At 44.3% G+C, this 22,530-nt stretch carries 22 protein-coding genes; 19 read left to right on the forward strand and 3 right to left on the reverse strand.

Annotation, left to right across the window (positions count from 1 at the left end; all coding sequences use genetic code 11):
- The first annotated feature begins 36 nt into the window (after nucleotides 1-36).
- From L4D05_RS16550 to glmS, 4 genes are all read left to right on the forward strand, one after another.
- Nucleotides 37-1,464, forward strand: coding sequence for an NAD-dependent succinate-semialdehyde dehydrogenase (locus L4D05_RS16550; protein WP_428794669.1), 1,428 nt, complete (start codon nucleotides 37-39; stop codon nucleotides 1,462-1,464).
- A gap of 13 nt (nucleotides 1,465-1,477) precedes the next feature.
- Complete coding sequence (gene gabT / locus L4D05_RS16555; RefSeq protein WP_428794670.1) at nucleotides 1,478-2,752, forward strand: 4-aminobutyrate--2-oxoglutarate transaminase; 1,275 nt, start codon at nucleotides 1,478-1,480, stop codon at nucleotides 2,750-2,752.
- Between the two features lie 334 nt (nucleotides 2,753-3,086).
- Entirely contained in the window at nucleotides 3,087-3,854 is a 768-nt protein-coding gene (locus tag L4D05_RS16560) for a DeoR/GlpR family DNA-binding transcription regulator (protein ID WP_265674298.1), read from the forward strand.
- Between the two features lie 72 nt (nucleotides 3,855-3,926).
- Nucleotides 3,927-5,759: a glutamine--fructose-6-phosphate transaminase (isomerizing) gene (gene glmS / locus L4D05_RS16565; protein WP_428752031.1), complete on the forward strand. Its 1,833-nt coding sequence runs from the start codon at nucleotides 3,927-3,929 to the stop codon at nucleotides 5,757-5,759.
- 339 nt (nucleotides 5,760-6,098) lie between these two features.
- On the opposite strand, the gene L4D05_RS16570 is transcribed toward glmS, so the two are convergent.
- Nucleotides 6,099-6,527, reverse strand: a complete 429-nt coding sequence (locus L4D05_RS16570) for a hypothetical protein (protein WP_428794671.1) — start codon at nucleotides 6,525-6,527, stop codon at nucleotides 6,099-6,101.
- Nucleotides 6,528-6,614: 87 nt separating this feature from the next.
- Here L4D05_RS16570 and L4D05_RS16575 point away from each other — a divergent pair, with 87 nt between their 5' ends.
- Entirely contained in the window at nucleotides 6,615-6,851 is a 237-nt protein-coding gene (locus tag L4D05_RS16575) for a hypothetical protein (protein ID WP_428794672.1), read from the forward strand.
- Between the two features lie 405 nt (nucleotides 6,852-7,256).
- Nucleotides 7,257-7,469: a transcription antiterminator/RNA stability regulator CspE gene (gene cspE / locus L4D05_RS16580; protein ID WP_250619120.1), complete on the forward strand. Its 213-nt coding sequence runs from the start codon at nucleotides 7,257-7,259 to the stop codon at nucleotides 7,467-7,469.
- A gap of 775 nt (nucleotides 7,470-8,244) precedes the next feature.
- Here cspE and L4D05_RS16585 read toward each other — a convergent pair.
- Entirely contained in the window at nucleotides 8,245-9,219 is a 975-nt protein-coding gene (locus L4D05_RS16585; protein WP_428752027.1) for a sugar-binding transcriptional regulator, read from the reverse strand.
- A gap of 44 nt (nucleotides 9,220-9,263) precedes the next feature.
- Nucleotides 9,264-10,271, reverse strand: a complete 1,008-nt coding sequence (glpX, locus tag L4D05_RS16590; protein ID WP_428794673.1) for a class II fructose-bisphosphatase — start codon at nucleotides 10,269-10,271, stop codon at nucleotides 9,264-9,266.
- A 436-nt stretch (nucleotides 10,272-10,707) separates the two neighbouring features.
- Here glpX and rpiB point away from each other — a divergent pair, with 436 nt between their 5' ends.
- The 13 genes from rpiB to L4D05_RS16655 all read left to right on the forward strand — a co-directional run bounded on the left by rpiB (nucleotide 10,708) and on the right by L4D05_RS16655 (nucleotide 22,528).
- On the forward strand, nucleotides 10,708-11,154 hold the full coding sequence (gene rpiB, locus L4D05_RS16595) for a ribose 5-phosphate isomerase B (RefSeq protein ID WP_428752025.1): 447 nt from the start codon (nucleotides 10,708-10,710) through the stop codon (nucleotides 11,152-11,154).
- A 51-nt stretch (nucleotides 11,155-11,205) separates the two neighbouring features.
- Nucleotides 11,206-12,189 (forward strand): TRAP transporter substrate-binding protein, encoded by a 984-nt coding sequence (locus tag L4D05_RS16600; protein WP_428794674.1) that lies wholly within the window; start codon nucleotides 11,206-11,208, stop codon nucleotides 12,187-12,189.
- Between the two features lie 56 nt (nucleotides 12,190-12,245).
- Nucleotides 12,246-12,821, forward strand: a complete 576-nt coding sequence (locus L4D05_RS16605) for a TRAP transporter small permease (protein WP_265674280.1) — start codon at nucleotides 12,246-12,248, stop codon at nucleotides 12,819-12,821.
- The gene (locus L4D05_RS16610; protein ID WP_428752023.1) at nucleotides 12,818-14,104 is read left to right on the forward strand and encodes a TRAP transporter large permease; all 1,287 of its coding nucleotides are present in this window, start codon (nucleotides 12,818-12,820) and stop codon (nucleotides 14,102-14,104) included. The genes L4D05_RS16605 and L4D05_RS16610 overlap by 4 nt, the downstream gene beginning before the upstream one ends.
- Nucleotides 14,105-14,122: 18 nt before the next feature.
- Nucleotides 14,123-15,136, forward strand: coding sequence for a 4-hydroxythreonine-4-phosphate dehydrogenase PdxA (locus L4D05_RS16615; protein WP_428794675.1), 1,014 nt, complete (start codon nucleotides 14,123-14,125; stop codon nucleotides 15,134-15,136).
- Between the two features lie 36 nt (nucleotides 15,137-15,172).
- Nucleotides 15,173-16,171: a dihydroxyacetone kinase subunit DhaK gene (locus tag L4D05_RS16620; RefSeq protein ID WP_265674277.1), complete on the forward strand. Its 999-nt coding sequence runs from the start codon at nucleotides 15,173-15,175 to the stop codon at nucleotides 16,169-16,171.
- Between the two features lie 3 nt (nucleotides 16,172-16,174).
- Nucleotides 16,175-16,807 carry a dihydroxyacetone kinase subunit DhaL gene (gene dhaL / locus L4D05_RS16625; protein ID WP_428794676.1) on the forward strand — a complete coding sequence of 211 codons (633 nt, stop codon included), beginning with the start codon at nucleotides 16,175-16,177 and terminating at the stop codon, nucleotides 16,805-16,807.
- Nucleotides 16,804-17,598 (forward strand): triose-phosphate isomerase, encoded by a 795-nt coding sequence (locus tag L4D05_RS16630; protein WP_428794677.1) that lies wholly within the window; start codon nucleotides 16,804-16,806, stop codon nucleotides 17,596-17,598. Before dhaL ends, L4D05_RS16630 begins: the two co-directional genes overlap by 4 nt.
- Before the next feature lie 3 nt (nucleotides 17,599-17,601).
- A complete protein-coding gene (locus L4D05_RS16635; protein ID WP_428794678.1) occupies nucleotides 17,602-18,516 on the forward strand; it encodes an AEC family transporter in 915 nt (304 codons plus the stop codon).
- A 16-nt stretch (nucleotides 18,517-18,532) separates the two neighbouring features.
- Nucleotides 18,533-19,375: a sugar phosphate isomerase/epimerase family protein gene (locus L4D05_RS16640; protein WP_428794679.1), complete on the forward strand. Its 843-nt coding sequence runs from the start codon at nucleotides 18,533-18,535 to the stop codon at nucleotides 19,373-19,375.
- A gap of 12 nt (nucleotides 19,376-19,387) precedes the next feature.
- Nucleotides 19,388-20,497 (forward strand): 3,4-dihydroxy-2-butanone-4-phosphate synthase, encoded by a 1,110-nt coding sequence (ribB, locus tag L4D05_RS16645; RefSeq protein WP_428794680.1) that lies wholly within the window; start codon nucleotides 19,388-19,390, stop codon nucleotides 20,495-20,497.
- 118 nt (nucleotides 20,498-20,615) lie between these two features.
- Nucleotides 20,616-21,080: a hypothetical protein gene (locus L4D05_RS16650; protein ID WP_428794681.1), complete on the forward strand. Its 465-nt coding sequence runs from the start codon at nucleotides 20,616-20,618 to the stop codon at nucleotides 21,078-21,080.
- 152 nt (nucleotides 21,081-21,232) lie between these two features.
- The gene (locus L4D05_RS16655; RefSeq protein ID WP_428794715.1) at nucleotides 21,233-22,528 is read left to right on the forward strand and encodes a TolC family protein; all 1,296 of its coding nucleotides are present in this window, start codon (nucleotides 21,233-21,235) and stop codon (nucleotides 22,526-22,528) included.
- Nucleotides 22,529-22,530 lie beyond the last annotated feature (2 nt).

The raw sequence follows: 22,530 nt of genomic DNA on the forward strand, positions 1-22,530 counted from the left end.
TAGAGCCCAAGGAAGACGAAAAGAAGGTAAATTACCATGCAGCAAATACAGAATAAAAGCTTACTCTCTTTTATGACTTCTGCGGCTGAGCAGACGGTCACCGTAACTAACCCAGCAACAGGGGAGCAGGTAGGTCAAGCGCCAGTATCGAATGAAGCGGCATTAATGGACAGCATTGAACGTGCTCATATTGCCCAAAAAGAGTGGGCAAAACTGCCAGCTAAAACTCGCGCTGGCATGCTTAATCGTTGGTATCAATTGCTCCTTGAAAATAAAGATGATCTAGCGCGTATCATGACGTTAGAACAAGGTAAGCCATTAGCGGAAGCGGCGGGTGAAGTGCTTTATGGTGCCAGTTTTATTGAATGGTTTGCTGAGGAAGCGAAACGTACGTACGGCGAATCTATTCCGGGGCCTACAGCGGATAAGCGCTTAGTCACGATTAAGCAACCTATCGGCGTGGCTTGTGCAATTACGCCTTGGAATTTTCCTATTGCGATGATCACCCGTAAAGCGGGCCCAGCACTCGCGGCAGGCTGTAGTTTTATTGTTAAACCGTCTGATTCGACGCCGTTGTCGGCATTCGCCGTTGTTGAGCTGGCTTATCAAGCGGGTATTCCTCGTGATGTGCTGCAAGTCGTTCTAGGTGAAAGTTCTCGCAAGATAGGTGCGATTTTCACATCCCACCCTCTCATTCGAAAATTGTCATTTACTGGTTCTACTCAAGTGGGCAGCGTGTTGATGGCGCAAAGCGCCAAAGACATTAAACGCACGTCAATGGAGCTTGGTGGTAACGCCCCGTTTATCGTTTTTGAGGATGCGGATATCGATGCTGCGGTTCAAGGCGCAATGGCATCAAAATTTAGAAACGCAGGGCAGACGTGTGTGTGTGCTAACCGATTTTACGTACACGACGCAGTATGCGATGAGTTTGTGACTAAATTTGATGCCGCCGTTCAACAGCTCAAAATCGGCAATGGTTTGGATGAAGGGGTCAATATTGGTCCGGTTATTAACGAATCAGCGAAGCAAGGCATTCAAGCTCTGATTGACCGTGCAATTGAGCAAGGCGCAACACCGACAACAGAAATTAAGGCGATGGATGGGCTCTTTATGCAGCCTGTTATTTTGAAAGATGTCACGCACAATATGGACATCATTCAAGAAGAAATCTTCGGCCCTGTCGCGCCAGTGGTGCGTTTTGAAACTGACGAAGAATTGATTGAAATGGCTAACGATACGATTTACGGCTTAGCATCGTATTTCTATAGCCAAAATATCCACCGTGTTTGGAAGGTAGCAGAAGCTCTAGAGTACGGCATGGTAGGCATCAATGAAGGCATTATATCAACAGAAGTCGCGCCATTTGGTGGCGTGAAACAATCGGGTATTGGACGTGAAGGCGCAAAACAAGGGATAGACGAATATATGGACGTTAAATACCTATGTTTTGGTGGCAATTAAGAAGGAATTAACAATGAAAAACCAACAACTACACCAAAGAAGAAGCCAAGTCATTGCTCAGGGTATGGGCGCGCTCTATCCCCTTTACGTTGAGAAAGCTGACAATGCCTTTGTTTGGGATGTCGACGGCAATAAATACATCGATTTTGCCGCGGGTATTGCCGTGACCAATACGGGCCATTCCAATAAGCGTATTTCAGAAGCGGTGAAAGCGCAGATTGATAATTTTTCACATACTTGTGCCATGGTTACGCCTTACGAATCGTTTGTCGAGCTAGCGGAAAAGCTCACTGATATCGCGCCTGGCGATACACCGAAGAAAGCCATTTTCCTGACAACGGGTGCTGAAGCGGTAGAAAACGCAGTAAAAGTGGCGCGCGCACATACGGGCCGTAGTGGTGTCATTGCTTTTAAAGGCGGGTTCCACGGTCGCACCAATATGACGATGGGATTAACCGGTAAAGTTGCGCCTTACAAAGCGGGTTTTGGACCGTTTCCGAATGAAATTTTCCATGCTCCGTACCCAAATGCCTATCATGGCATTTCAACCGAGCAGAGCTTGCAAGCGATACACGATCTCTTTGCTTGCGATATTGAACCAAGCCGAGTAGCGGCCATCATTTTTGAGCCAGTACAGGGCGAAGGTGGCTTCTATCAAGCGCCTGCAGAGTTTGCTCAGGCATTACGTCAATTGTGTGATGACCACGGTATCATGCTCATTGCCGACGAAATTCAGACCGGTTTTGCACGTACTGGTAAAATGTTCGCAACAGAATATTTAGGTATTGAACCAGATATGATGACAATGGCGAAAGGCATTGCTGGTGGTTTCCCAATTTCTGCCGTAGTGGGTAAAGCGCAGGTTATGGACTCTGCATTACCGGGTGGTCTTGGCGGTACTTACGCCGGCTCCCCGCTTGGCTGTGTTGCTGGATTAGAAGTGCTTAAGATTGTTGAAGAAGAGCAGCTTTGCGCGAAAGCGCAGGGCATTGGTGAGATAGTGAATGCGCGTATTAATAAGCTGAAAGAAACCGTGCCAGCAATTGGTGAGGTTCGTACTATCGGCGCGATGATGGCGATTGAGTTTACCGATCCGTTGACCGGGCTTCCTGGTCAAGATATTACCAAGGCCGTGATCAGTAAGGCACAAGAGAATGGATTGATCTTGTTATCTTGTGGGGTGAAAGCGAATGTGATTCGTTTGCTGCCACCGTTAACGATTGAATCTGAGGTATTAGCGGATGGTCTAGATAGACTTGAAGCCATCATCCAAGAAGTGGCGAAATAATTCACCATTTAACCTGAGTTCCAATAAGCGGTGTGTCATTTTGAGACTAAATGAGCATACCGTGGTAAAGCGAGCCCCCTCGATTCGAGCCCGAGGGGGCTTTTTTATTGTAGCGATTAAGTACCGTCAATTTTCTTTAACGCTATTAGCGCTCCCTTATTATATCGGAAGGTATGAACTTTACATGTTTCGTTTCGTAACTGAGACAAACAGCCTTTCATGTAATAAAAATGAGACATTTAGGCGTATATGTGAAATTTACCGCGTACTAATTTGCCTATTATCTTCCGTTGTGAAATAATTTGCTTAGTTAATAAGTTTTGAAGTGAAACTAATGCGAAAGCGAAATACCCAAGTAAGGCGTCATTCAATTGCACAGCTGGTGAAAGAGAAAGGACAAGTCAGTGTAGAAGAGCTGTCTGCGCTATTTGATACCTCAGAAGTGACGATTCGAAAGGATCTGACTTCTTTAGAGAATAATGGCCAGCTCTTAAGACGGTATGGCGGTGCCGTGGCGCTGCCACAAGAAGCGGTTGATGAAGTTCTGAATCACTCTATTGAAGATATCGCGGATAAAGAAGGCATCGCTAAAGCTGCCGTTGACTTGATTCGAGATCACAACCGCATTGTCATTGATTGCGGCAGTACGACCGGCGCACTGGTTTCCTGTTTAGGAAGTAAAAAAGGTTTGGTCATTATGACTAATTCGCTCGCCTTAGCGAATGCTGTTAATGAACTAGAAAACGAATCGACACTATTGATGACCGGGGGAACTTGGGACAGCCACTCTGATTCATTTCAAGGCAAAGTAGCTGAATCGGTACTACGATCGTATGACTTTGACCAATTGTTTATTGGAGCAGATGGCGTTGATCTTACTCGAGGTACGACGACATTCAATGAGCTTACAGGGTTAAGTAACGTGATGGCAGAAGTCGCTCGTGAAGTCATTGTTATGATTGAGTCTGAAAAAATTGGTCGAAAGATACCGAACTTGGAACTTGCTTGGGATGCCATAGATGTCTTGGTGACAGATAGCGGCTTATCACTTCAACAAAAACAACAAATAGAATCAAACGGCGTCAAGGTAATCTGCGCCTAATTCAAATTTCTCCTCCTAGATAATGACTTGCTTGCGTTCATAGGAGGAAAAGATAATAAATGGAGAAATGCTATGTGTGGAATCGTAGGTGCGGTAGCGCAACGTGATGTCGCTGAAATTTTGGTTGAAGGTCTTCGTCGCCTTGAGTATCGCGGCTATGACTCAGCGGGTGTTGCTGTGGTCAACGAAAGCGCAGAACTGACGCGAGTTCGTCGATTAGGTAAAGTACAAGAGCTTGCTGATGCGGTAAATACACAACATGTGATTGGCGGTACAGGTATCGCTCATACGCGTTGGGCAACACATGGTGAGCCTTCAGAAGCGAATGCGCATCCACACGTCTCTGGTGATATTGCCGTTGTGCATAATGGTATTATTGAGAACCATGAAGAGCTACGTAGCGTGCTGAAAGAGCGTGGTTATGTATTTCACTCTCAAACGGATACTGAAGTTATCGCTCACCTTGTTGAGTGGGAACGCCGTACATCCGAAACTTTAGTTGAAGCTTTGCAAAAAACCGCTGCTCAGCTGGATGGTGCATACGGTACCGTGGTTGTCGATCGTAAAGATCCAAGCCGCATTGTCGCTGCGCGTTCAGGTAGCCCAATTGTTATTGGCTTTGGTGTCGGTGAAAACTTTCTGGCTTCTGACCAACTTGCGCTACTGAGTGTGACTCGTCGTTTCATGTATCTTGAAGAAGGTGATGTGGCTGAGATTACTCGCCGAGAAGTGAACGTAATTGATGCTGCTGGTAACCCAGTAGAGCGTGAAATAGCGGAGTCGAATACCGAGCATGATGCCGGTGATAAAGGTCAATATCGTCACTTCATGCAAAAAGAGATCTTTGAACAGCCCCGAGCTTTGCTCAACACAATGGAAGGTCGTATTACCGACACTGCGGTAGTACCAGAAAGTATTGGTGTTAATGCTGTTGAAATTTTAAATAAAGTTGACCACGTACAAATTATTGCTTGTGGGACATCTTATAACGCAGGGATGGTTGCTCGTTATTGGTTTGAATCGTTAGCAGGCGTGAGCTGCGATGTGGAGATAGCCTCTGAATTTCGCTACCGAGATTTCGTCGTTCGCCCAAATAGCCTCTTAGTGACGCTATCTCAATCGGGTGAAACCGCGGACACACTAGCAGCGCTGCGTCTTGCAAAAGAAAAAGGCTATATGGCGGCGATGACTATTTGTAATGTCGCAGGTTCATCTTTGGTTCGTGAGTCAGATTTCGCCTTTATGACGCGAGCTGGGACCGAAATTGGTGTGGCTTCAACCAAAGCTTTTACAACTCAGCTCGCTGCACTCCTGATGATGGTGGTATCTATAGGCCGTTTACAAGGGCGTATGACTGCAGAACGTGAAACCGAAATTGTAAAATCGTTGCATCAATTGCCTGCGAATATCGAAAAAGCTTTGGCTTTTGATCAAGAAATCGAAGCTCTGGCACCTGATTTTGCTGATAAACACCATACTTTGTTCCTTGGTCGTGGTGAGTTCTCACCTATCGCGATGGAGGCGTCGTTGAAGCTAAAAGAGATCTCATACATCCACGCGGAAGCTTATGCAGCAGGTGAACTAAAACACGGACCTTTGGCACTGATTGACGCAGACATGCCAGTCGTTGTCGTCGCGCCAACCAATGATCTGTTAGAAAAGCTAAAATCCAATATTGAAGAAGTACGTGCTCGTGGTGGTTTGTTATATGTATTCGCAGACGAGAACGCAGGCTTTGAAGGCGATGAAAACATGAAAATCATCAAAATGCCGCGAGTAGACGATATCATTGCACCAATCTATTACACCATACCGATGCAGTTGTTGTCTTACCATGTCGCGCTTATCAAAGGGACCGACGTCGACCAGCCACGCAACCTTGCGAAAGCGGTGACGGTTGAGTAAGTATCTTGCGTTTAGGTGCTTGGTTGTTAAAGAAGAATAATCACGCACAAAGAGCAATATCATAAAAGCGGCGCAGATATAATCAGCGCCGATTTTTTTATGGTGAAACCTCCCTATGTTCCGGCGATACCATCGTCTATATGGTGTTATTCCATTCGGGGGACCTCAACGGTGGTTGGAATCAAAACTGCGTTTATTTCTAGTTAAAACGGTAGAGCTTGCTCTGTCACGGTTTTGTTTTTCCTAGCGTATCGTTATCTCTTCTGTCGCTAGGTGAGCAGGTGGTTATCGGAGTACGGTTTGTTAAATTTAATTTTGGTGCTGGATATAAGAAGATGATTAGTCAATGTCACAGGTAATGATGTTTATAGGTGTTTCTGATTTAGTAAAACAGACGTAAACGCTGCGGGGTTGGTGTGGACCAATTTTGATATAGCCGGCTCGTAGCTCGTCTTCGCTGAAAGTGACAGAGCGAGACGTTGCGTGTTCGCCATCAAAGTAAGTGGCCTCAAAGGATTGGGCCATGGCATGAGCGACTCGATTTCGGGTATAGGCGGTGGAGAATGTAATGTTTGCGCAGCGCATCGTCGCTTGTTGAGTTACTACGATTTGCCCATTTTGTTTTTCTACCAAGCTTTCTTGAATGCTAGGCGTAATATCGACAGGTTGAAAAGCGTCAATACTGCAAGATGGTTTAGCTGTCGTGAGCGATGAAAACAGCGCTGTACTGGTTAGACCCAACGCTATTAAGAGGACTTTGAAATTCATAATATTGTTATCACTATTATTAAAAGTGTTGTTTTTATATACGATATGTAAGTTTAACATCGAGCACTTATGGAAAGGTGTAAGAGTATGTATGGGAGCCAACCAAAGGACAGAAACCAGAAGTATTTTAAGGTGTCTGTCCTTTTGTACTCGGTTGCTGTTTCGGGTTCAGAAGTGATGAGCGAGCTATTTGACGTAACGGTGTTGAACACCGCTTGGATGGATTCAACAGACCCATATACCGATGGCAATGGCGGTGGCGTCTCATTGGGCGGTGGCTCGGTAAGGTTATATTCATGGCTATCAATGGGTCTCTTTGCATAGTTACGTAGACGTAGCGCATGGACATAGGTATGACGACAATACTTTCCGCGAGACTGATTTATAGAAGGAATTGGCAGGGCGTCGCACATGCCAGCTTTAATAGTGCTACGCCTTTTTTCTCACTGTTAGTTGTCGATTGTAAAAGAGATAGGCATCGAAAAATATTTATTGAATATCTGTCATAAAACCGCTTGACAACCTCCGGGACTCTAGTATTATCCACCTCGCTCTGTTGTTCAGAGTTATTAATGATACATCAAGTAAAGCAATCCTCAGAATTCTTCGTAATAGTTGTTATCCTCAGCGGTTCCCTTAGCTTCATCGTCACATTCAATAATTCAAGCTTTCAGCGCATCGCGAAATCGCGATATTTTTCTAATGAATTTAACTTATAAGGGACACATTATGTCTACTAAAACAACTGGTATCGTAAAATGGTTTAACGAAGAGAAAGGTTTTGGTTTCCTAACTCAAGACAACGGCGGCGCAGACGTATTCGTACACTTCCGTGCTATCGCTTCTGAGGGTTTCAAAACTCTTGCTGAAGGCCAAAAAGTATCTTTCGAAGTTGAGCAAGGCCAAAAAGGTCTTCAAGCTGCTAACGTTGTAGCTATCTAATTTCGACGTTACCGCAAATGGCGATGGTCATTTGCGGTAATATCTACTTTTATTCTCTATACTGGAATTTCGAACACAGAAAATACGCAACACCTGCCTTTCACGCATGTCACACGGTTTATTCACTTCGCAATATCAATATAAATCTCAACACCATAATTTCTGTAAAATCAGCAATTTAACATATCTCATTCATGTGAGTGACGGTATCTTCATTGCAAAATAATATTAAGGATCTTCTATGTCTCGTTCAATGGGTCGTAAGCGCTTTTGGTTTCAACACTGTAAAAATAATAGCAACAGTAACAGCAATGCAAAAAAAGGTAATCAATGACAGTAAATTTTGTTTTATTTAAAAATCAACTCTCTTGGAGTGTGTTAATACACCAGCTTAACGGCGATATTTTATCGCGCCATGTTATGATGAAAGATAATATGGGTAATGTTGGTATAGACTTTTCCTATTGCGAGAAAACTCAGCAAGGAAGTATTACTAACAGTCTAAATGAATGTATTGGTCGTTTTTCTCTATCCTCTTAACGTCACACAATATCATTCTGCTTTTCGCTAAACTCTGAGTCATAAATTTTAGATACGTTGCACTAAAATACTTTTTGTATATGGCAATTACCCCATTATTCTTGCCATGTAGATTCAGAATTATCTTCTAAAATGACAGATTGCTCATTATCTTATGTATATGTTTAACCTAATAGCTAATAATAGAAAGGCAACCGTTTCGCTGCCTTTCTATAAATAAAATCATGGATGCGTGTTATTGTTGAGCGTCGAGATTCAATATTGTTATAGCATTGGCTACACTGGTCGCTAAAATGTCAATGGCTCCGGTTCGCAGTGCACCAACAATAGCTAAAGGTTTACTGGCTTCTGAAGCGATGGCGATAACTTGTGGGATTTTTTGATAATCGCTGATGGTAAGTCCAACGACTCGATTGCTCATTTTTGTATCCTGAACTCTCCCTTTTATATCGTAAAAATCATACCCTCCCACTTCTCCCACCACGCCTTGTTGAATCCTAGCTTCTACCATTTCTTGAACTGAGAACCACCCTAAGTTCACCATATAACTGCTTTCACTGAGATCACCAATACCCACCAAAGCGACATCTGCTTTTTTAGCTATATCCAATGTTTGCTGAACAGTTTCATCTTCCATTAGCGCTTGGCGTAGGTTTGGGTCCTTAATAAATGCTGGTGCATAGAGCGTTTCACTCACACCATCAAATGTTTTAGCAAAGCGACGTGATATGTGGTCGGCATTTAACATGCCCCCTCTTGGGTGAATGCCACCGATACTCGATACAAACGTACACTTTTTCGGATTCACAATGCCAATATGCTCAGATACGGCAGAGACATTTCGCCCTTGTCCTATTGAAACAACCATTCCATCCTTAAGAGTGGAAGAGAGATAAGTAGAGACAACACCGGCGAGTAAACTGCGTTGCTCATCTTCGGTCGGTTGGTCAAGGGCGATAAGAGCGCGCTTTAGGCCGAATCGTTCTTTTAATTGTTCTTCTAATTTGGCGCCAAATACTGGATGGTATTTAACTTTTATTTCAACAATGCCTTTGTCCCGAGCTCTTTTTAGCAGCCGTCCTATCGTGACCCTGGATTGCCCAAACCGTTTAGAAATTTCTTCCTGAGTCGCTCCATCTTGGTAATACGCAACAGCGATTTCAGTGAGTAGATTATTTTCTTCTGTTTGTTCAATATTTGATAAATCCATATTCCCTTACCGCGTTATTGGGCGCAAATTAAGTTTGCGACAATTTAGGCTGATTTGGCGTGTAATTCACTATTAAGTAATGAAAAATCATGCGTAGATCGGATTTTTCTGATTATACGGCTTTGCCCATGAATCAATAGTGTTTCTGTTGTTAGGTTTTGACTTCCGGCTTTTACTCCCTCTAGTAAGTCGCCTTTGGTGATACCCGTTGCTGAAAATATAACATTTTTTGAACGGGCCAGATCGTTTAGCTCGAGTTTAGTATTGGCGTTGACGTGCATTTCTACGCACCGTTGCTGCTCTATATGTGCGTGCAACTGATTTTCGGCTGATTGACCTTTAACTTGATCGCGAAAGAGTAGTTTGGCTTGCATGTCACCACCTAAGGCCTGCATGGCTGCAGCAGTAATCACGCCTTCTGGTGAACCGCCAATGCAGTACATCAAATCTATATCACTTTCTGGCATACAAGTTAGCAGAGAGGCAGCGACATCGCCGTCTGGAAAAGCGTACACCCGTACACCCAAAGATTGCACTTGTTTAATAATTTCGTTGTGTCTAGGCTTGGCTAATGTCGCCATGACCAACTCATTAATAGGTTTACTTAAGGACTGGGCGACACGAATTAAGTTCTCTTCTAGAGATAAGTCCAAATCAATGACCCCGCGAGATTTCGGTCCCACAACTAGCTTTTCCATATACATATCGGGTGCTTGCAATAAACTTCCTTGTTCACTTGCCGCAAGTACTGCGATGGCGTTTGATTGTCCCATTGCGGTCATTCGTGTTCCTTCTATTGGGTCAACGGCAATATCTATATTCGGACCGCCTTTTCCAAGCTCTTCTCCAATAAATAGCATAGGGGCATCATCGATTTCCCCTTCTCCAATGACAATTTTTCCATTGATAGCAGCATTGCTTAGTAATAGACGCATCGCCTCTACTGCAGATTGATCGGCTTGCTCTTTGTCACCACACCCTAGCCATTTATATCCAGCGAGCGCGGCAGCTTCAGTTACTTGGGAAAAAGTTAGAGATAGATCGGTATTCATAAAAGCTCCATATTAGTGGTTGTTGTTCATGTGTTCACTATGAGTACCATATGTACATTAATATAAATGCTGCAGTGCTCTCATTTATGAACTGAGTGACTAATTACTCAATTGAAATATAAATGAAACAATTATGTGCTCCCGTTTTATAAGATAGAGTTTTCACTCTAGACTATGAGTGAGTGGGTATGCTGTAAGTTATTGATTGTATTTGAGTTTGTGTTTTTTTGATGTGGATTTAGGCGAATAAGGTAAGAACAATTGTCATCCTTTAACGATAAAGCTAGGTTGTAGTTTGATCACATAAATGTTGCTGCCATGTAAATAAAGAGTGATTTACATCTCGTTTAATATAGAAACGCATGTAAATATTAGGGTTATAAGTGCATTATCATTTGTAACTTGTTTGGTCATATGTACATGGTAGGAGTAAGGAATGATAGCGATTGGATGTGATGATGCTGCCATTGAGCTGAAAGAGTGTCTTAAGGCACACATGCTCGAAAAGGGTATTGAAGTCGCTGATTATGGTGTTGATTCCGATAGTGAGGCGCTTTATCCCGACATTGCAAAAGCGGTCAGCGTGGCTGTTAGTGAGGGTAAACACCAAAGAGGGATCATTTTATGTGGTACCGGAATCGGCGTCTCAATAGTGGCGAATAAAGTTCCTGGTATTAGAGCAGCACTTTGTCACGACACATTCTCAGCTGAAAGGGCAAGAAAAAGTAATGACGCACAAATCATCACGATGGGTGCGCGAGTTATTGGCTCTGAGCTTGCGAAATCAATATTAGATACTTGGCTTGCAGCAGAGTTTGTTGATGGGCCGTCAACCCCCAAAGTTAATCGAATTAAGGAGATCGAAAAAGAGTTCATTTCATAGCGAAAGAGACAAACCAACCATCTGATTAATGGAATAACGTGGAAATTTAACATGAAAAATAAAACGCTAACTTATACCAGTATCGCAATTGCAGTAATGATGTCATCTGCCGTAGCAGCAAAAGATCTTAAAGTCGCGACTAGTGCACAACTCGGTTCGTTGCAATACAACACTACGCAGCATTTTGCGGATTATGCCAACGAGCAATTCAAGAAATCTGGTCTTGATTACAACCTAAAGTTCTTCGGTGCGGCTCAATTAGGAAAAGATAAAGATGTCCAACAAAAGCTAAAATTGGGCACCATTGATCTTGCATTATTGACGTCAACACTGCCAACTCATGTCCCTGAAATGGCGTTGTTTGAGTTACCTTTCCTCGTATCCGATCGTCAACATGTGGCAAAAATTGAACAGGATGTATTTTGGCCGTATATCGCACCAGCAGCAGAGAAAAAAGGCTATAAAGTGATAGGTTTTTGGGAAAATGGTTTCCGTAATATCACCAATGCACAACGTCCAATTAATACCCCTGCAGACTTAGAAGGTCTTAAGATTCGCACACCTAATAGTTCTTGGCGCGTAAAAATGTTTAAAAACTGGGGAGCAAACCCAACGCCAATGAGCTTCAGCGAAGTTTTCATTGGTTTGCAAACTGGTGTTATTGACGGTCAAGAAAACCCATATACCAATATTTATGCGGCTAAGCTACACGAAGTACAAGGCTACGTGAGTGTCACTAACCACGTGTATACCCCTGCGTACTTAACCGCTGGCGCTAGTCACTACAAAAAATTCCCTTCAGAAGTCCAAGAAATCCTAGAAGCTTCGGCGGTAGAAGCTCAGCAGTGGGGCTACAAAGAAGCGGCTCGACTGGAGAGTGAGCTTAAAGACAAGTTGGTCGCAGGTGGCATGAAGTTAAATGTGGCTAATCGAGATGCTTTTGTTAATGCCAGCCAACCTATTTACGATGACTTTGTTGAAAATGTAAATAACGGCTCTGCCATGTTAACTAAAGCAATGGCAAGCGCTAAGTAACGATATTGCCATGGCCGATGAGGTCATGGCTTTCTCAGGTGTTCTTACGAGGGATTATGATGTCTTTTCTAGCTGGCATAAATACCATTTCAAATGTACTAGAAAAAGTGCTTATCGCTATTTCACTAACGATATTGCTGTCTCTAAGTGCAATCATCATTGTTGCTGTTTTTTCTCGTTTTAGCGGTGCGTCTTTGTACTGGTATGACGAAGTGTCGGCGATTTTATTGGCCTGGTTAACATTCTATGGCTCGGCACTTTGTGCGCTAAAACGCTCCCACATGGGGTTTGGCGGACTCGTTGCAAGCTTATCGTTAGGGGTAAGAAAGCTGGTCTTCTTACTAAGTGAATTTATTGTCATTGCCTTCTTTGTGGTGATGGCGTGGGCAAGTTACTACCTTTTAGAAATTTTTGGTGATGAGACGCTGACTAGCTTGGAGTTTATTACCTTATCATTCGCGCAATCTGCTTTGCCAATCGGTGCTGTTCTTTTTGTGGTGGCGCAACTTTGCTCTTTTCCGAAAGCATGGGAAATGGTTTGCAAAGGCTCAACGCAAGAGGAAGAAGAAATTCAAGACGCAATTCGTGATGCTAAGAAAGATATGGCAGAAGTGATGGAGGTGGTGAAATGAGCGCACTAATTGTACTCGCTTGTCTAATCGGGTTAGTGATGATCAATGTGCCTATTGCGGTTGCAATTGGTTCTGTTGCCCTTGTTGGTATGGTCGCTACGTCAGGCATTGATGCGATTTATAATGCTGCACTGTCGATGTTCGAAGGTGGTTCTAAGTTTACGCTGCTGTCGATACCTTTATTTGTATTCGCAGGCGCGTTAATGAACACGGGTGGCATCTCGCTGAGACTCATTAACTTCGTTAGTGCGATTGTTGGTTTTGTCCGTGGCGGATTGTCAATGGTCAACGTTGGCGTATCGATGATTTTCGCAGAGATATCAGGCTCAGCGGTAGCGGACGTTGCCGCACTCGGCTCTATTTTAATACCAGCGATGAAAAAACGAGGTTATTCAGCTAGTTTCTCAGCGGCTGTCACTTCTTCATCGGCTTCTCTTGCCGTAATTATTCCTCCTTCTTTACCCATGATCATTTACGGTGCAATGGCAGATGTCTCGATCTCTCAGCTATTCGTAGCGGGGATTGTCTCAGGCCTACTTGGTGCTGCGGGTATGTTTGGCGTGTGTTACTACTATGCGGTGAAATATAACTTACCTCGCGAAAATGCCTTCAGTTTGCGTAAATTATGGATAGCGTTCAAAGATGCCTTCTGGGCGCTAACCCTACCTTTTGCCATTCTTGGCGGGATATTGTCTGGCTTTATGACCGCGACAGAAGCGGCAGGTATCGCGGTACTTTTAGCCTTGGTGATCAGTGTTTTCATTTACCGAGAAATGGATCTGAAACTGTTTTATAAAGCTGCGATGGAAGGAGTGACAGGGACCTCTGTTGTGATGTTACTTGTTGCGACATCGGCTGTTTTAGGGTTATTCCTAACCGAGCAAGAAGTGCCTCAGACTATGGCTGCCGGTATTCTGAGTATTTCAGAAAACAAGTACGTGGTACTGATGATGCTGAATGTCATGCTACTTATCGTCGGTATTTTTCTACACGGCGCCGCCGCTATCATACTAACGGTTCCAATCGTATTGCCACTTATTCATGAGTTGGGCATTGACCCTATTCATTTTGGCATCATGTTGGCATTGAATATCTCTATTGGGCAACAAACGCCTCCAGTCGCCAGTGTTCTTATTACGGCTTGTTCTATCGCTAAGCGTGATATTTGGCAAGTGACCAAGGTGAATGCGTTATTTATTGGCGTTCTGTTTATCGTGCTTCTGCTCGCGACCTACGTACCAGCTTTGTCTGTAGGGTTCGTGGATTACATTTATAACAAATAATTATCAAGGAATGAGAAAATGACGAAACCAACGATTGCTCTTGTATTAGGTGACCCATCGGGTATTGGCCCAGAAGTCGCGGCAAAAGTGCTTAATCAGCCGGCCAGCCGGTCATTAGCTAATATTTTGATCATTGCGGATGAATATGAGCTGCGAAAAGGCATGGACATTGCTCAAGCTTCCTTTGAATACGATGTTGTAGATACCTTCGAGCAGGCTGACTTTAAAACGGGTAAGCCTGTGCTCCTTCAGTTCAAATCATCCCACGTTGATAGCATTGAATATGGGAAAGCGACGCCGCAAGGTGGCACTTACGTTCTGGAAACATTGAAAATTGCCGTCGACCTAACGTTGGCGCATAAGACGCATGGAATCTGCTTTGCACCGTTAAATAAGCAAGCAATGAGTATGGCCGGGTTAGAGCACAGAGACGAACTTTCATGGTTTGCTGAACTGACGGACTTCCATGACTTTGGCTGTGAAATTAACGTCGTTGATGATATCTGGGCAGGTCGAGTGACCTCTCATATTCCATTTAAAAATGTGGTTGAAAACCTCTCTATAGACTCTGTTCTTAAAACCATCGAGTTGATGAACAACACCTTAAAATCGGCAGGTTTTGAGGAGCCGAGAATTGCCGTTCAGGCATTAAACCCTCACGGGGGCGAAGGTGGGCTCTTTGGCGATGAAGAAATTACGGTGATTACTCCCGCGATTGAAAAAGCCAAGGAAAAAGGCATTCAAGCATTTGGCCCTTTCCCCGGAGATACCACGATGTGGATTGTTGAAAAAGAGAAGATGAATTCGATTGTGTCTATGTATCACGACCAAGGTGCAACAGCCTTAAAAATGATGGGCTTTGATCGTGGTGTTACGGTTCAAGGTGGGATCCCATTGCCAATAGCGACCGCTAACCATGGCTCGGCATTTGATATCTATGGAAAAAACATTGCGTCAACTCCAGCGATGGAAAATGCGCTGAAGCTGACGGTGAAAATGGCCACTAGCTATCAAAACAACGCACAAAAATAAACCTGAAAGAACTGTTAAAAAATAAGTGGTGAACCCATGAGAAAACCAAAAAAACTGATTAATGAGCCGCTTAATGTGGCACAAGAACAATTTGAAGGTCTTCTGTCTGTCATGAGCGGAAAGTTGGAAGCACTTCCGGGTATTACAGCGGCAATTCGTACCGATCTTCCTTCGGATAAAGTGGCCATATTGACAGGCGGTGGTGCAGGTCATGAGCCTTTATTTGCTGGGTATGTGGGGCATGGTTTAGCGGATGCTGCCGCATTAGGTGATATTTTTGCTGCGCCTCCGCCTAACGTCATTTTGCAAACCACAGAAGCGGTAAATAACGGCAAAGGGGTTATCTATATATATGGCAATTACGCCGGAGATAATATGAACTTTGATATCGCCGCAGAGCTAGCAGACGACGATGATATTAAGACGCATACCATTCGAGTATGGGATGACGTGGCGTCAGCGCCGCTAGAAAAAATCACGGAAAGACGCGGCACGGCAGGGGATGTTTATGTATTGAAAATTGCTGGTGCCGCCTCTTTGTCATATAGCTTTGAAGACGTTGTGAAGGTCACGGAGCGCGCACGAGACAATACGCGCTCAATAGGTGTGGCGTTATCAGCAGGCTCGGTGCCGCAAACCAACACCTTTAATTTTGAATTACCAGATGATGAACTTGAGATTGGTATGGGGTTGCATGGTGAACCTGGTGTTGCAAGAGAAAAAATGTCATCGGCAGATGAGGTCGTGACGAAGTTAATCGATCAACTGTGTGATGACTTACCTTACCAAAAGGGTGATGAAGTCTGTTTACTTGTGAACAACTTGGGCTCATCGACTTATATGGAATTGTTAATCGCAAGCCGAAAAGCACACGCTTTGCTTGCTGAACGTGGTATTAGCGTTCACCACACATTAGTGGGTAATTACTGTACATCGCAGGAGATGTCTGGTTATTCACTGACAATGCTCAAATTGGATGAAGAAATTAAATCACTTTACGACCTACCTTGTGACTCTTTTGCGTTAAGGAATTAAGAAATGGATGCATTAACAACGAAAAACATGATGGCTTATGTAGCAGATAAAATGATCGCAAGTGAGCCGGTACTAACCAAATATGATCAAGCTATTGGTGACGGTGATCATGGCATCGGTATGGAGCGTGGCTTTAAAGCAGTTGCTGAATTATTGGCAAGTGATTATCAGCCTGAAGATGTCAGTAAATTATTACTCAAAATCGGTAGTACTATGATGGCATCGATGGGTGGTGCATCTGGCGCTATCTTTGGTACGTTGTATCGCTCGGGCGCGAAAGCTATTAAAGGCGCAACGATATTAGATACCCAGACGTTGTCGGCGTTTTTAACCGCGGGATTAGAAGGCGTTTATGAGCGTGGTGGTGCAAAGCCTGGTGACAAAACCATGATCGATGCCTTGGTCACGGCGGTGAAAACATCAGAGTCACTTTCTGGTGATTTAGCGGAACATCTCCCCGCGATTGCAGCATCAGCAAAGCAAGGCGTTGAGGCGACGAAAGATATGATCGCGACGACGGGTAAGGCGAAAACGTTAGGCGAGCGTTCTCTAGGCCACCCAGACCCTGGCGCCATGTCGATGGCCTTCATTCTTGAGTTTATGAGTGAATTTGCTTGTGAGCAGGTTCCGGCATGAAAAAAATATGGGTAGGGACAAGTTGGAAAATGAACAAGACCGGGGAGACCGCTCAGGCCTGGGCTAACACGGTCTCTGCGTCGGTTAAAAATTGCAGTGCTGGTGTTCAACCATTTGTTATTCCTCCTTTCCCTTATATCACTAATGTTGTGAGCGATTTCAGCGATACGAGGATGAAAGTGGGTGCGCAAAATATGTGCTGGCAAGATGAGGGCGCTTTTACCGGAGAGGTTTCGCCGTTAATGCTCAAAGATTGTGGCGCGACGCTAGTAGAAATTGGTCATTCTGAGCGAAGAGGCTTGTTTGGTGAATCGGATAAAACGGTGAACCAAAAAGTACGAGCGGCGTTAAAGCATGAACTGACACCGCTAGTGTGCGTAGGCGATAGTGCCGATGAAAAACAATGGGGTGTGTCGATTGAATCTGTTGTTAGACAGGTGAAAATCGCGTTGTTTCAAGTGCCGCGTGCCCAAATTAGCCAGGTCATTATTGCTTACGAGCCTATTTGGGCCATCGGTGAAAATGGCACCCCGGCGACCAATGAAGAAGCGGAAGGTGTTCACCAGGCAATTCGTGATGCGTTGAGTCACCAATATGGAGAACCAATCGCACAAACCATGACTTTGCTCTATGGAGGGAGTGTTAATTTGGGCAATGCGTCGGAATTGCTCGACCAGCCCAATATTGATGGCGTTTTTGTCGGGCGAACCGCATGGCAAGCCTCGGGGTACCTTGAACTGTTGTCTATTGCACAAAGTAAAGCTAACAGTACCGTGAAGGAGCCATGCTAGCTTATGGAGCAAGCCAAGTTAATGTCATGGATATTCCTTGGCTTCTTCATTGCTAAAGTGGTTCCGCAAGTGACTCAGGCGCGGGTTGATTGGATTCGAAGCTTTGCTTTTAGTTACCTCACCCCGAGCTTGTTTTTTTCATCTATTTACCGAGCTGATCTTAATTTACTGCCATCACTGAGCGTTATTGCCACTTATGGAGTTTGTGTCGGCACGCTCTTTTTTGGTTTACGCCATAGTCTGATGAAAAACAAGCTGAACACGGCCTCTTGCGCCAATATTAAAGCCATTTCAGCGATATACCCTAACGCGGTAGGGGTCGGCGTACCATTGATATTTACACTTTATGGCGCGGAAGCTGAACTCATTTTAATGGGTATAGTTGTCACCAACTTACTGGTTGTGCTTCCGTTATTTAATGTATTGATGATTCATTCTGGGGAGTCAGGCTTTTATAGTTATCGCAAGGTAGCCACAGATCCCATTCTTATCGCGATTGTTAGTGGACTATTGTTGAATTTGTGGGGGATGACGTTGAGCCCATGGGTAGTTAACGGTTTGTCGGCGGTGGGTTGGGTGGCCTTACCTGTTATTTTATGTGTACTTGGAGCCAGTCTAAGCTTCTACCAACTTAGATTGCTTGCCAAAGAAAAAGTGTTGTCACTGTTACTGGTTAAGATACTTTTTTTCCCACTTCTAGTATTACTCATTGCCAATTACGTGATTGGTTTGAGTGTATTAGAAACCCAAGTCTTGGTTCTTCTATCGAGTTTGCCCACGGGCATTAATGTATACCTTCTATCGGAAAGGTATCACGTCGCCAAACAAGCCACCGCAAGCGTGATTTTATTTACGACCCTATTCTCTCTGTTATCTCTTTTGGGCTGGGAACGAGTGGTTGGATATATTGTGACTTAAATAAAGGATTATAGTTATGAGTATTATAGAAAGGTTAGCCATAAATACGGCTATATTTGATGGGCATGATTTAAAAACGTCACTGAAGACAATTAGTAAACTTGGCGTCCAATATGTTGAATTTGCCTTTAATCAAGGGTACGTAGGGCAGCTTGATAGCGATATGTTTTCCAAAAATCATGCTCAGTATTTATTAACACTTATGGAAAAAGAATCGCTGAAATCAAATGCGTTGGGGTGCACGATGAACTTGGCGGCTCCAAACGCAATCGCAGAGTTTAAAATGCGGATTGATTTTGCGAACCATTTGGGTGTTCGTTTTCTCAATACTTGTGCTGGTCCTATCGCTGACCGTCAGGTTATTGTGGATAATTTGAAGATACTTGCGCCCTATGCGGAAGAGCTTGGGTGCGTCATTTGTATAGAAAATGGTGGCGATCTTAATTTTAATGCCTTTGCCACTGCGCACGATGGAATAAGAATCTTACAAGAAGTGGGGCACCCTGCTTTAGCGCTTAATTTTGACCCTGGCAATTCGGTATCGCTCGTACCGAACTTGAGTCCCAGTGAAGAAGCGAAAATAGCGATGCCATTTTGCCGCCATTTTCATGTTAAAGATGTACAAGTCCATGATGACAAGTTTACCTTTCCGGCATTGGGAGATGGCATTATTAACTTTACTCCGATTATCGAGTCATTAGCCATGAGGAAAATACCTTTTAGTATCGAGAAGCCGTTAAGAATGTACCGCCGCAAAGATTCATTCCCGATTCGAGGACGCTCGCCAGAAAGCATTCAAATTATCGCAGACACGTTAGAGCAGAGTGTATCTTTTATTAAAAATCTTGAAAATCAGTAGGGTGTAAGTGCGATGGCAATTAGCAATATAGAAGAAGTAATTGAAGATTACCGTCAAGGTAAAATGGTTATTTTGATGGATGATGAAGACCGTGAAAATGAAGGCGATATTATGATGGCGGCTGAAAAAATCACCGCTCAAGATGTCAACTTCATGGCCACCCACGGTCGTGGGCTTATTTGTTTAACTATGACCAAGCAGCGTTGCGACAGATTAAAGTTATTTCCGATGGTACAGAACCCGACAGAGCCGTGGGCAACGGCATTTACCGTTTCCATTGAAGCGGCGGAAGGGGTGACCACTGGAATTTCAGCAGAGGATCGCGCGGTCACCATACAAGCAGCGGTTAGTAAAGAGGCTAGACCGCAAGATTTGGTTCAACCAGGGCATATTTTCCCTCTTGCAGCGAAAGATGGTGGAGTTCTTGTGCGCGCTGGGCATACCGAAGCTGGGTGCGATTTAGCGAGGCTAGCAGGATTTGAAGCCTCTTCGGTTATCGTCGAGATTCTGAATGAAGACGGCACAATGGCGAGACGCCCTCAACTTGAAATTTTCGCAGAAAAGCATGGAATCAAACTGGGTACGATCGCGGACCTTATTGAATTTCGGAATAATACAGAAACGACCATTGAACGAATCGCCGAATGTCGATTACCGACTGAGTTTGGTGAGTTTAATATGGTGACGTATCGCGATACCGTGGACAATCAGGTTCACTTTGCGTTGCAAAGTGGCAGCGTGACAGAAGAGCCCACCAATGTACGCGTCCATGTACAGGATACGTTTCATGATGTGTTACTTTCTGCTCGTGAACCTCGCCATATTTGGCCGCTGCACAAAGCGATGCAAAAAATAGCAGAAGACGGTGGAGTGATGGTGATTCTTAGCCAACAAGAAAACCAAGAAGCTCAGATCAATAAAGTGAAGCATTTTGCCGCGCTTGATAAAGGTGAAGTTTCTCAGAACAGTAAGAAGCTAGATACCTCAAGGCGAGTCGGTGTTGGTTCGCAAATCCTATCGGATATAGGGGTGACCAGAATGAACTTGTTGTCGTCTTCTGATAAGAAATATCATTCTTTGTCGGGCTTTGGCTTGACCGTGGTCGATTACATTGAAAGTTAGCATTGGAGACTAGGTTTCTCCTCGTTTTTGGGTTATTGGAGCGAGTGTTTATTATTGGTTGACCTTCCCCTAAGGGTAACCTTTATACTCGCTTCGATTATGTTTCTTCAGGTGTGGTATGCGTCTTTCAAATGCTCGCAAAATTTGGCTAACTCTTTTGAGTCTGGTGGCACTCGTTGTTTCAACGTTTGTCTCAGGTATGCCTGCAATGAGCATGATGGGCGAGGTTGACATGATGTCTGGCTCAATGCCGTGTGAAATGATGCCAACTGGCGAAACGCATCATGCCGATCAGTCTTTAAAGCATCACACCTCAGCTTCAGCTTCAACTCCCTCAAAGCTTCATGTCGCATATTCTCATTCGAACGATGATCTGAGTTTATCGACTCAGAACGTCGATTGCTCTGATAGCAGCGATATGGCTCACACCTGCTGTACCACGGCGTGTGGAAACACACTTGGCTTGTCGCCTATTGCACTGATTACCAACGGCCATAGTTCGCGTTTTTCGAAAAGAAACAGTGAGCACTTCCTTCCTATATTCACCCGCATTGAATCATTAGAACGCCCACCGACCATTTAATCTGATCTGAATTTTCGTTGAACCCTTAGCTTAGCGCTATGGGTTGATTTAATCGTGCTTGTTTTTTAGCACGCAGATTGGAATTTATTGTGAATCAAAGCATTAATGTGGTTGCGCTTGCTGTGAGCGTAATTCTATTCGTGCCATCAACGGTGTATGCAAACTTACCCGTTGTGAGCAAGCAGCAGATACAACAACCTTCAGTCACGCTTTCTGAGCTCATAGAGTATGCGATTGCTAATGATGCGAATCGTATGCAGTACTATGCGCAATCGCAGTCAATGCGGGAGTCGGGTATTGCCAGTTCAACGCTTAAGGATCCCGTGCTCAAAGTGGGAGTCGGTGGCTTACCTACTGACAGTTTTGCATTGGATCAAGACCCTATGAGTAACGTTTCGGTAGGGCTGATGCAGCAATTTGGGCGAGGTTCAACGCTTGACTTGCAGAACCAAAAAGCTCAACAACAAGCCAATGGTGTCGAGTATCAAGTGGCTGTGCGAGAACTTGAGGTCGCGAACAGCCTATCTCAGCTTTGGTATGAACTGGGTTTTCAACAACAGTCAGAACGTGTGTTGCGAGAAAATCAGCAACTGATGCGGGAAATGGAGCGGTTTATTCAAACCAATTACGCCATTGGCAATAGTGAGTCACAGGATCTGATTCAAGCTCAGCTACAAGTCAGTAAATTAGATGACAAGCTGCAAGCAAATCGTCAAATGCAGGCGCGTATTATGTCTCAGTTTTCTGAATGGCTAGGGACAGCATGGCTTGCGCAGCAACCTCAAATTACCGCCGCCACTTCTTCCGATTGGTATGAGTTAGAGCGACAACTCTCTGTATCAAACCAGCGTGATTACTATCCATTACTCAATCGTCATCCGATGGCTCGTATTGCAGATGTTCAAATATCGGCCAGCGAGACTCAAGTTGCCATTGCGCAAGAGGCGTATAAACCACAATTTGGTGTCGAGGCGATGTACGCGCATCGTCGTGCCAATAATATGCGTGGTGAACCTGCACCGGATCTATTAAGTGCTTATGTCACCATGGACATCCCCTTATTTACTGGCAATCGCCAAGATAAAAATCACACCGCTGCCGAGTACCAAGTGGTGGCTTCGAAATCCAGCAAAGATGCGTTGCTTTCTCAGATGAATGCCAAAGTGAATGCGTTAATGATGGATAGGCAAAATCTCATGGAGCGTACAGAGCGCTATCGTCAGAATCTGTTGCCTCAAGCTCAGTCTAGGACCCAAGCCGTTGAACGTGGTTATCAGAATAATACCTCACAGTTTAGTGATGTGATTACTTCTGCCACGGATGAACTGGCGATGGAATTAGAGGCGCTGAGACTCGAAACAGACTTAAGTTTGGTCAATAGCAATTTGGCTTATTTCTTAGGTGGGTTCGCTTATCGCGTTGAGCAGCCCACGGTTAATAAACGATAGCG

This window comes from Vibrio nomapromontoriensis (assembly GCF_050337205.1).
In the GTDB taxonomy this organism is placed as follows: Bacteria; Pseudomonadota; Gammaproteobacteria; order Enterobacterales; family Vibrionaceae; genus Vibrio; species Vibrio nomapromontoriensis.

Excerpts from the sequence above, each read along its gene's own strand:
- cspE (WP_250619120.1), top strand. The coding sequence starts at position 7,257 with ATGTCTACTAAAACAACTGGTATCGTAAAATGGTTTAACGAAGAGAAA.
- gabT (WP_428794670.1), top strand. The coding sequence starts at position 1,478 with ATGAAAAACCAACAACTACACCAAAGAAGAAGCCAAGTCATTGCTCAG.
- rpiB (WP_428752025.1), top strand. The coding sequence starts at position 10,708 with ATGATAGCGATTGGATGTGATGATGCTGCCATTGAGCTGAAAGAGTGT.
- L4D05_RS16635 (WP_428794678.1), top strand. The coding sequence starts at position 17,602 with ATGGAGCAAGCCAAGTTAATGTCATGGATATTCCTTGGCTTCTTCATT.
- L4D05_RS16630 (WP_428794677.1), top strand. The coding sequence starts at position 16,804 with ATGAAAAAAATATGGGTAGGGACAAGTTGGAAAATGAACAAGACCGGG.
- L4D05_RS16615 (WP_428794675.1), top strand. The coding sequence starts at position 14,123 with ATGACGAAACCAACGATTGCTCTTGTATTAGGTGACCCATCGGGTATT.
- L4D05_RS16605 (WP_265674280.1), top strand. The coding sequence starts at position 12,246 with ATGATGTCTTTTCTAGCTGGCATAAATACCATTTCAAATGTACTAGAA.
- dhaL (WP_428794676.1), top strand. The coding sequence starts at position 16,175 with ATGGATGCATTAACAACGAAAAACATGATGGCTTATGTAGCAGATAAA.
- L4D05_RS16550 (WP_428794669.1), top strand. The coding sequence starts at position 37 with ATGCAGCAAATACAGAATAAAAGCTTACTCTCTTTTATGACTTCTGCG.
- glmS (WP_428752031.1), top strand. The coding sequence starts at position 3,927 with ATGTGTGGAATCGTAGGTGCGGTAGCGCAACGTGATGTCGCTGAAATT.
- ribB (WP_428794680.1), top strand. The coding sequence starts at position 19,388 with ATGGCAATTAGCAATATAGAAGAAGTAATTGAAGATTACCGTCAAGGT.
- glpX (WP_428794673.1), bottom strand. The coding sequence starts at position 10,271 with ATGAATACCGATCTATCTCTAACTTTTTCCCAAGTAACTGAAGCTGCC.
- L4D05_RS16560 (WP_265674298.1), top strand. The coding sequence starts at position 3,087 with ATGCGAAAGCGAAATACCCAAGTAAGGCGTCATTCAATTGCACAGCTG.
- L4D05_RS16575 (WP_428794672.1), top strand. The coding sequence starts at position 6,615 with ATGTATGGGAGCCAACCAAAGGACAGAAACCAGAAGTATTTTAAGGTG.
- L4D05_RS16585 (WP_428752027.1), bottom strand. The coding sequence starts at position 9,219 with ATGGATTTATCAAATATTGAACAAACAGAAGAAAATAATCTACTCACT.
- L4D05_RS16620 (WP_265674277.1), top strand. The coding sequence starts at position 15,173 with ATGAGAAAACCAAAAAAACTGATTAATGAGCCGCTTAATGTGGCACAA.
- L4D05_RS16640 (WP_428794679.1), top strand. The coding sequence starts at position 18,533 with ATGAGTATTATAGAAAGGTTAGCCATAAATACGGCTATATTTGATGGG.
- L4D05_RS16610 (WP_428752023.1), top strand. The coding sequence starts at position 12,818 with ATGAGCGCACTAATTGTACTCGCTTGTCTAATCGGGTTAGTGATGATC.
- L4D05_RS16600 (WP_428794674.1), top strand. The coding sequence starts at position 11,206 with ATGAAAAATAAAACGCTAACTTATACCAGTATCGCAATTGCAGTAATG.
- L4D05_RS16570 (WP_428794671.1), bottom strand. The coding sequence starts at position 6,527 with ATGAATTTCAAAGTCCTCTTAATAGCGTTGGGTCTAACCAGTACAGCG.
- L4D05_RS16650 (WP_428794681.1), top strand. The coding sequence starts at position 20,616 with ATGCGTCTTTCAAATGCTCGCAAAATTTGGCTAACTCTTTTGAGTCTG.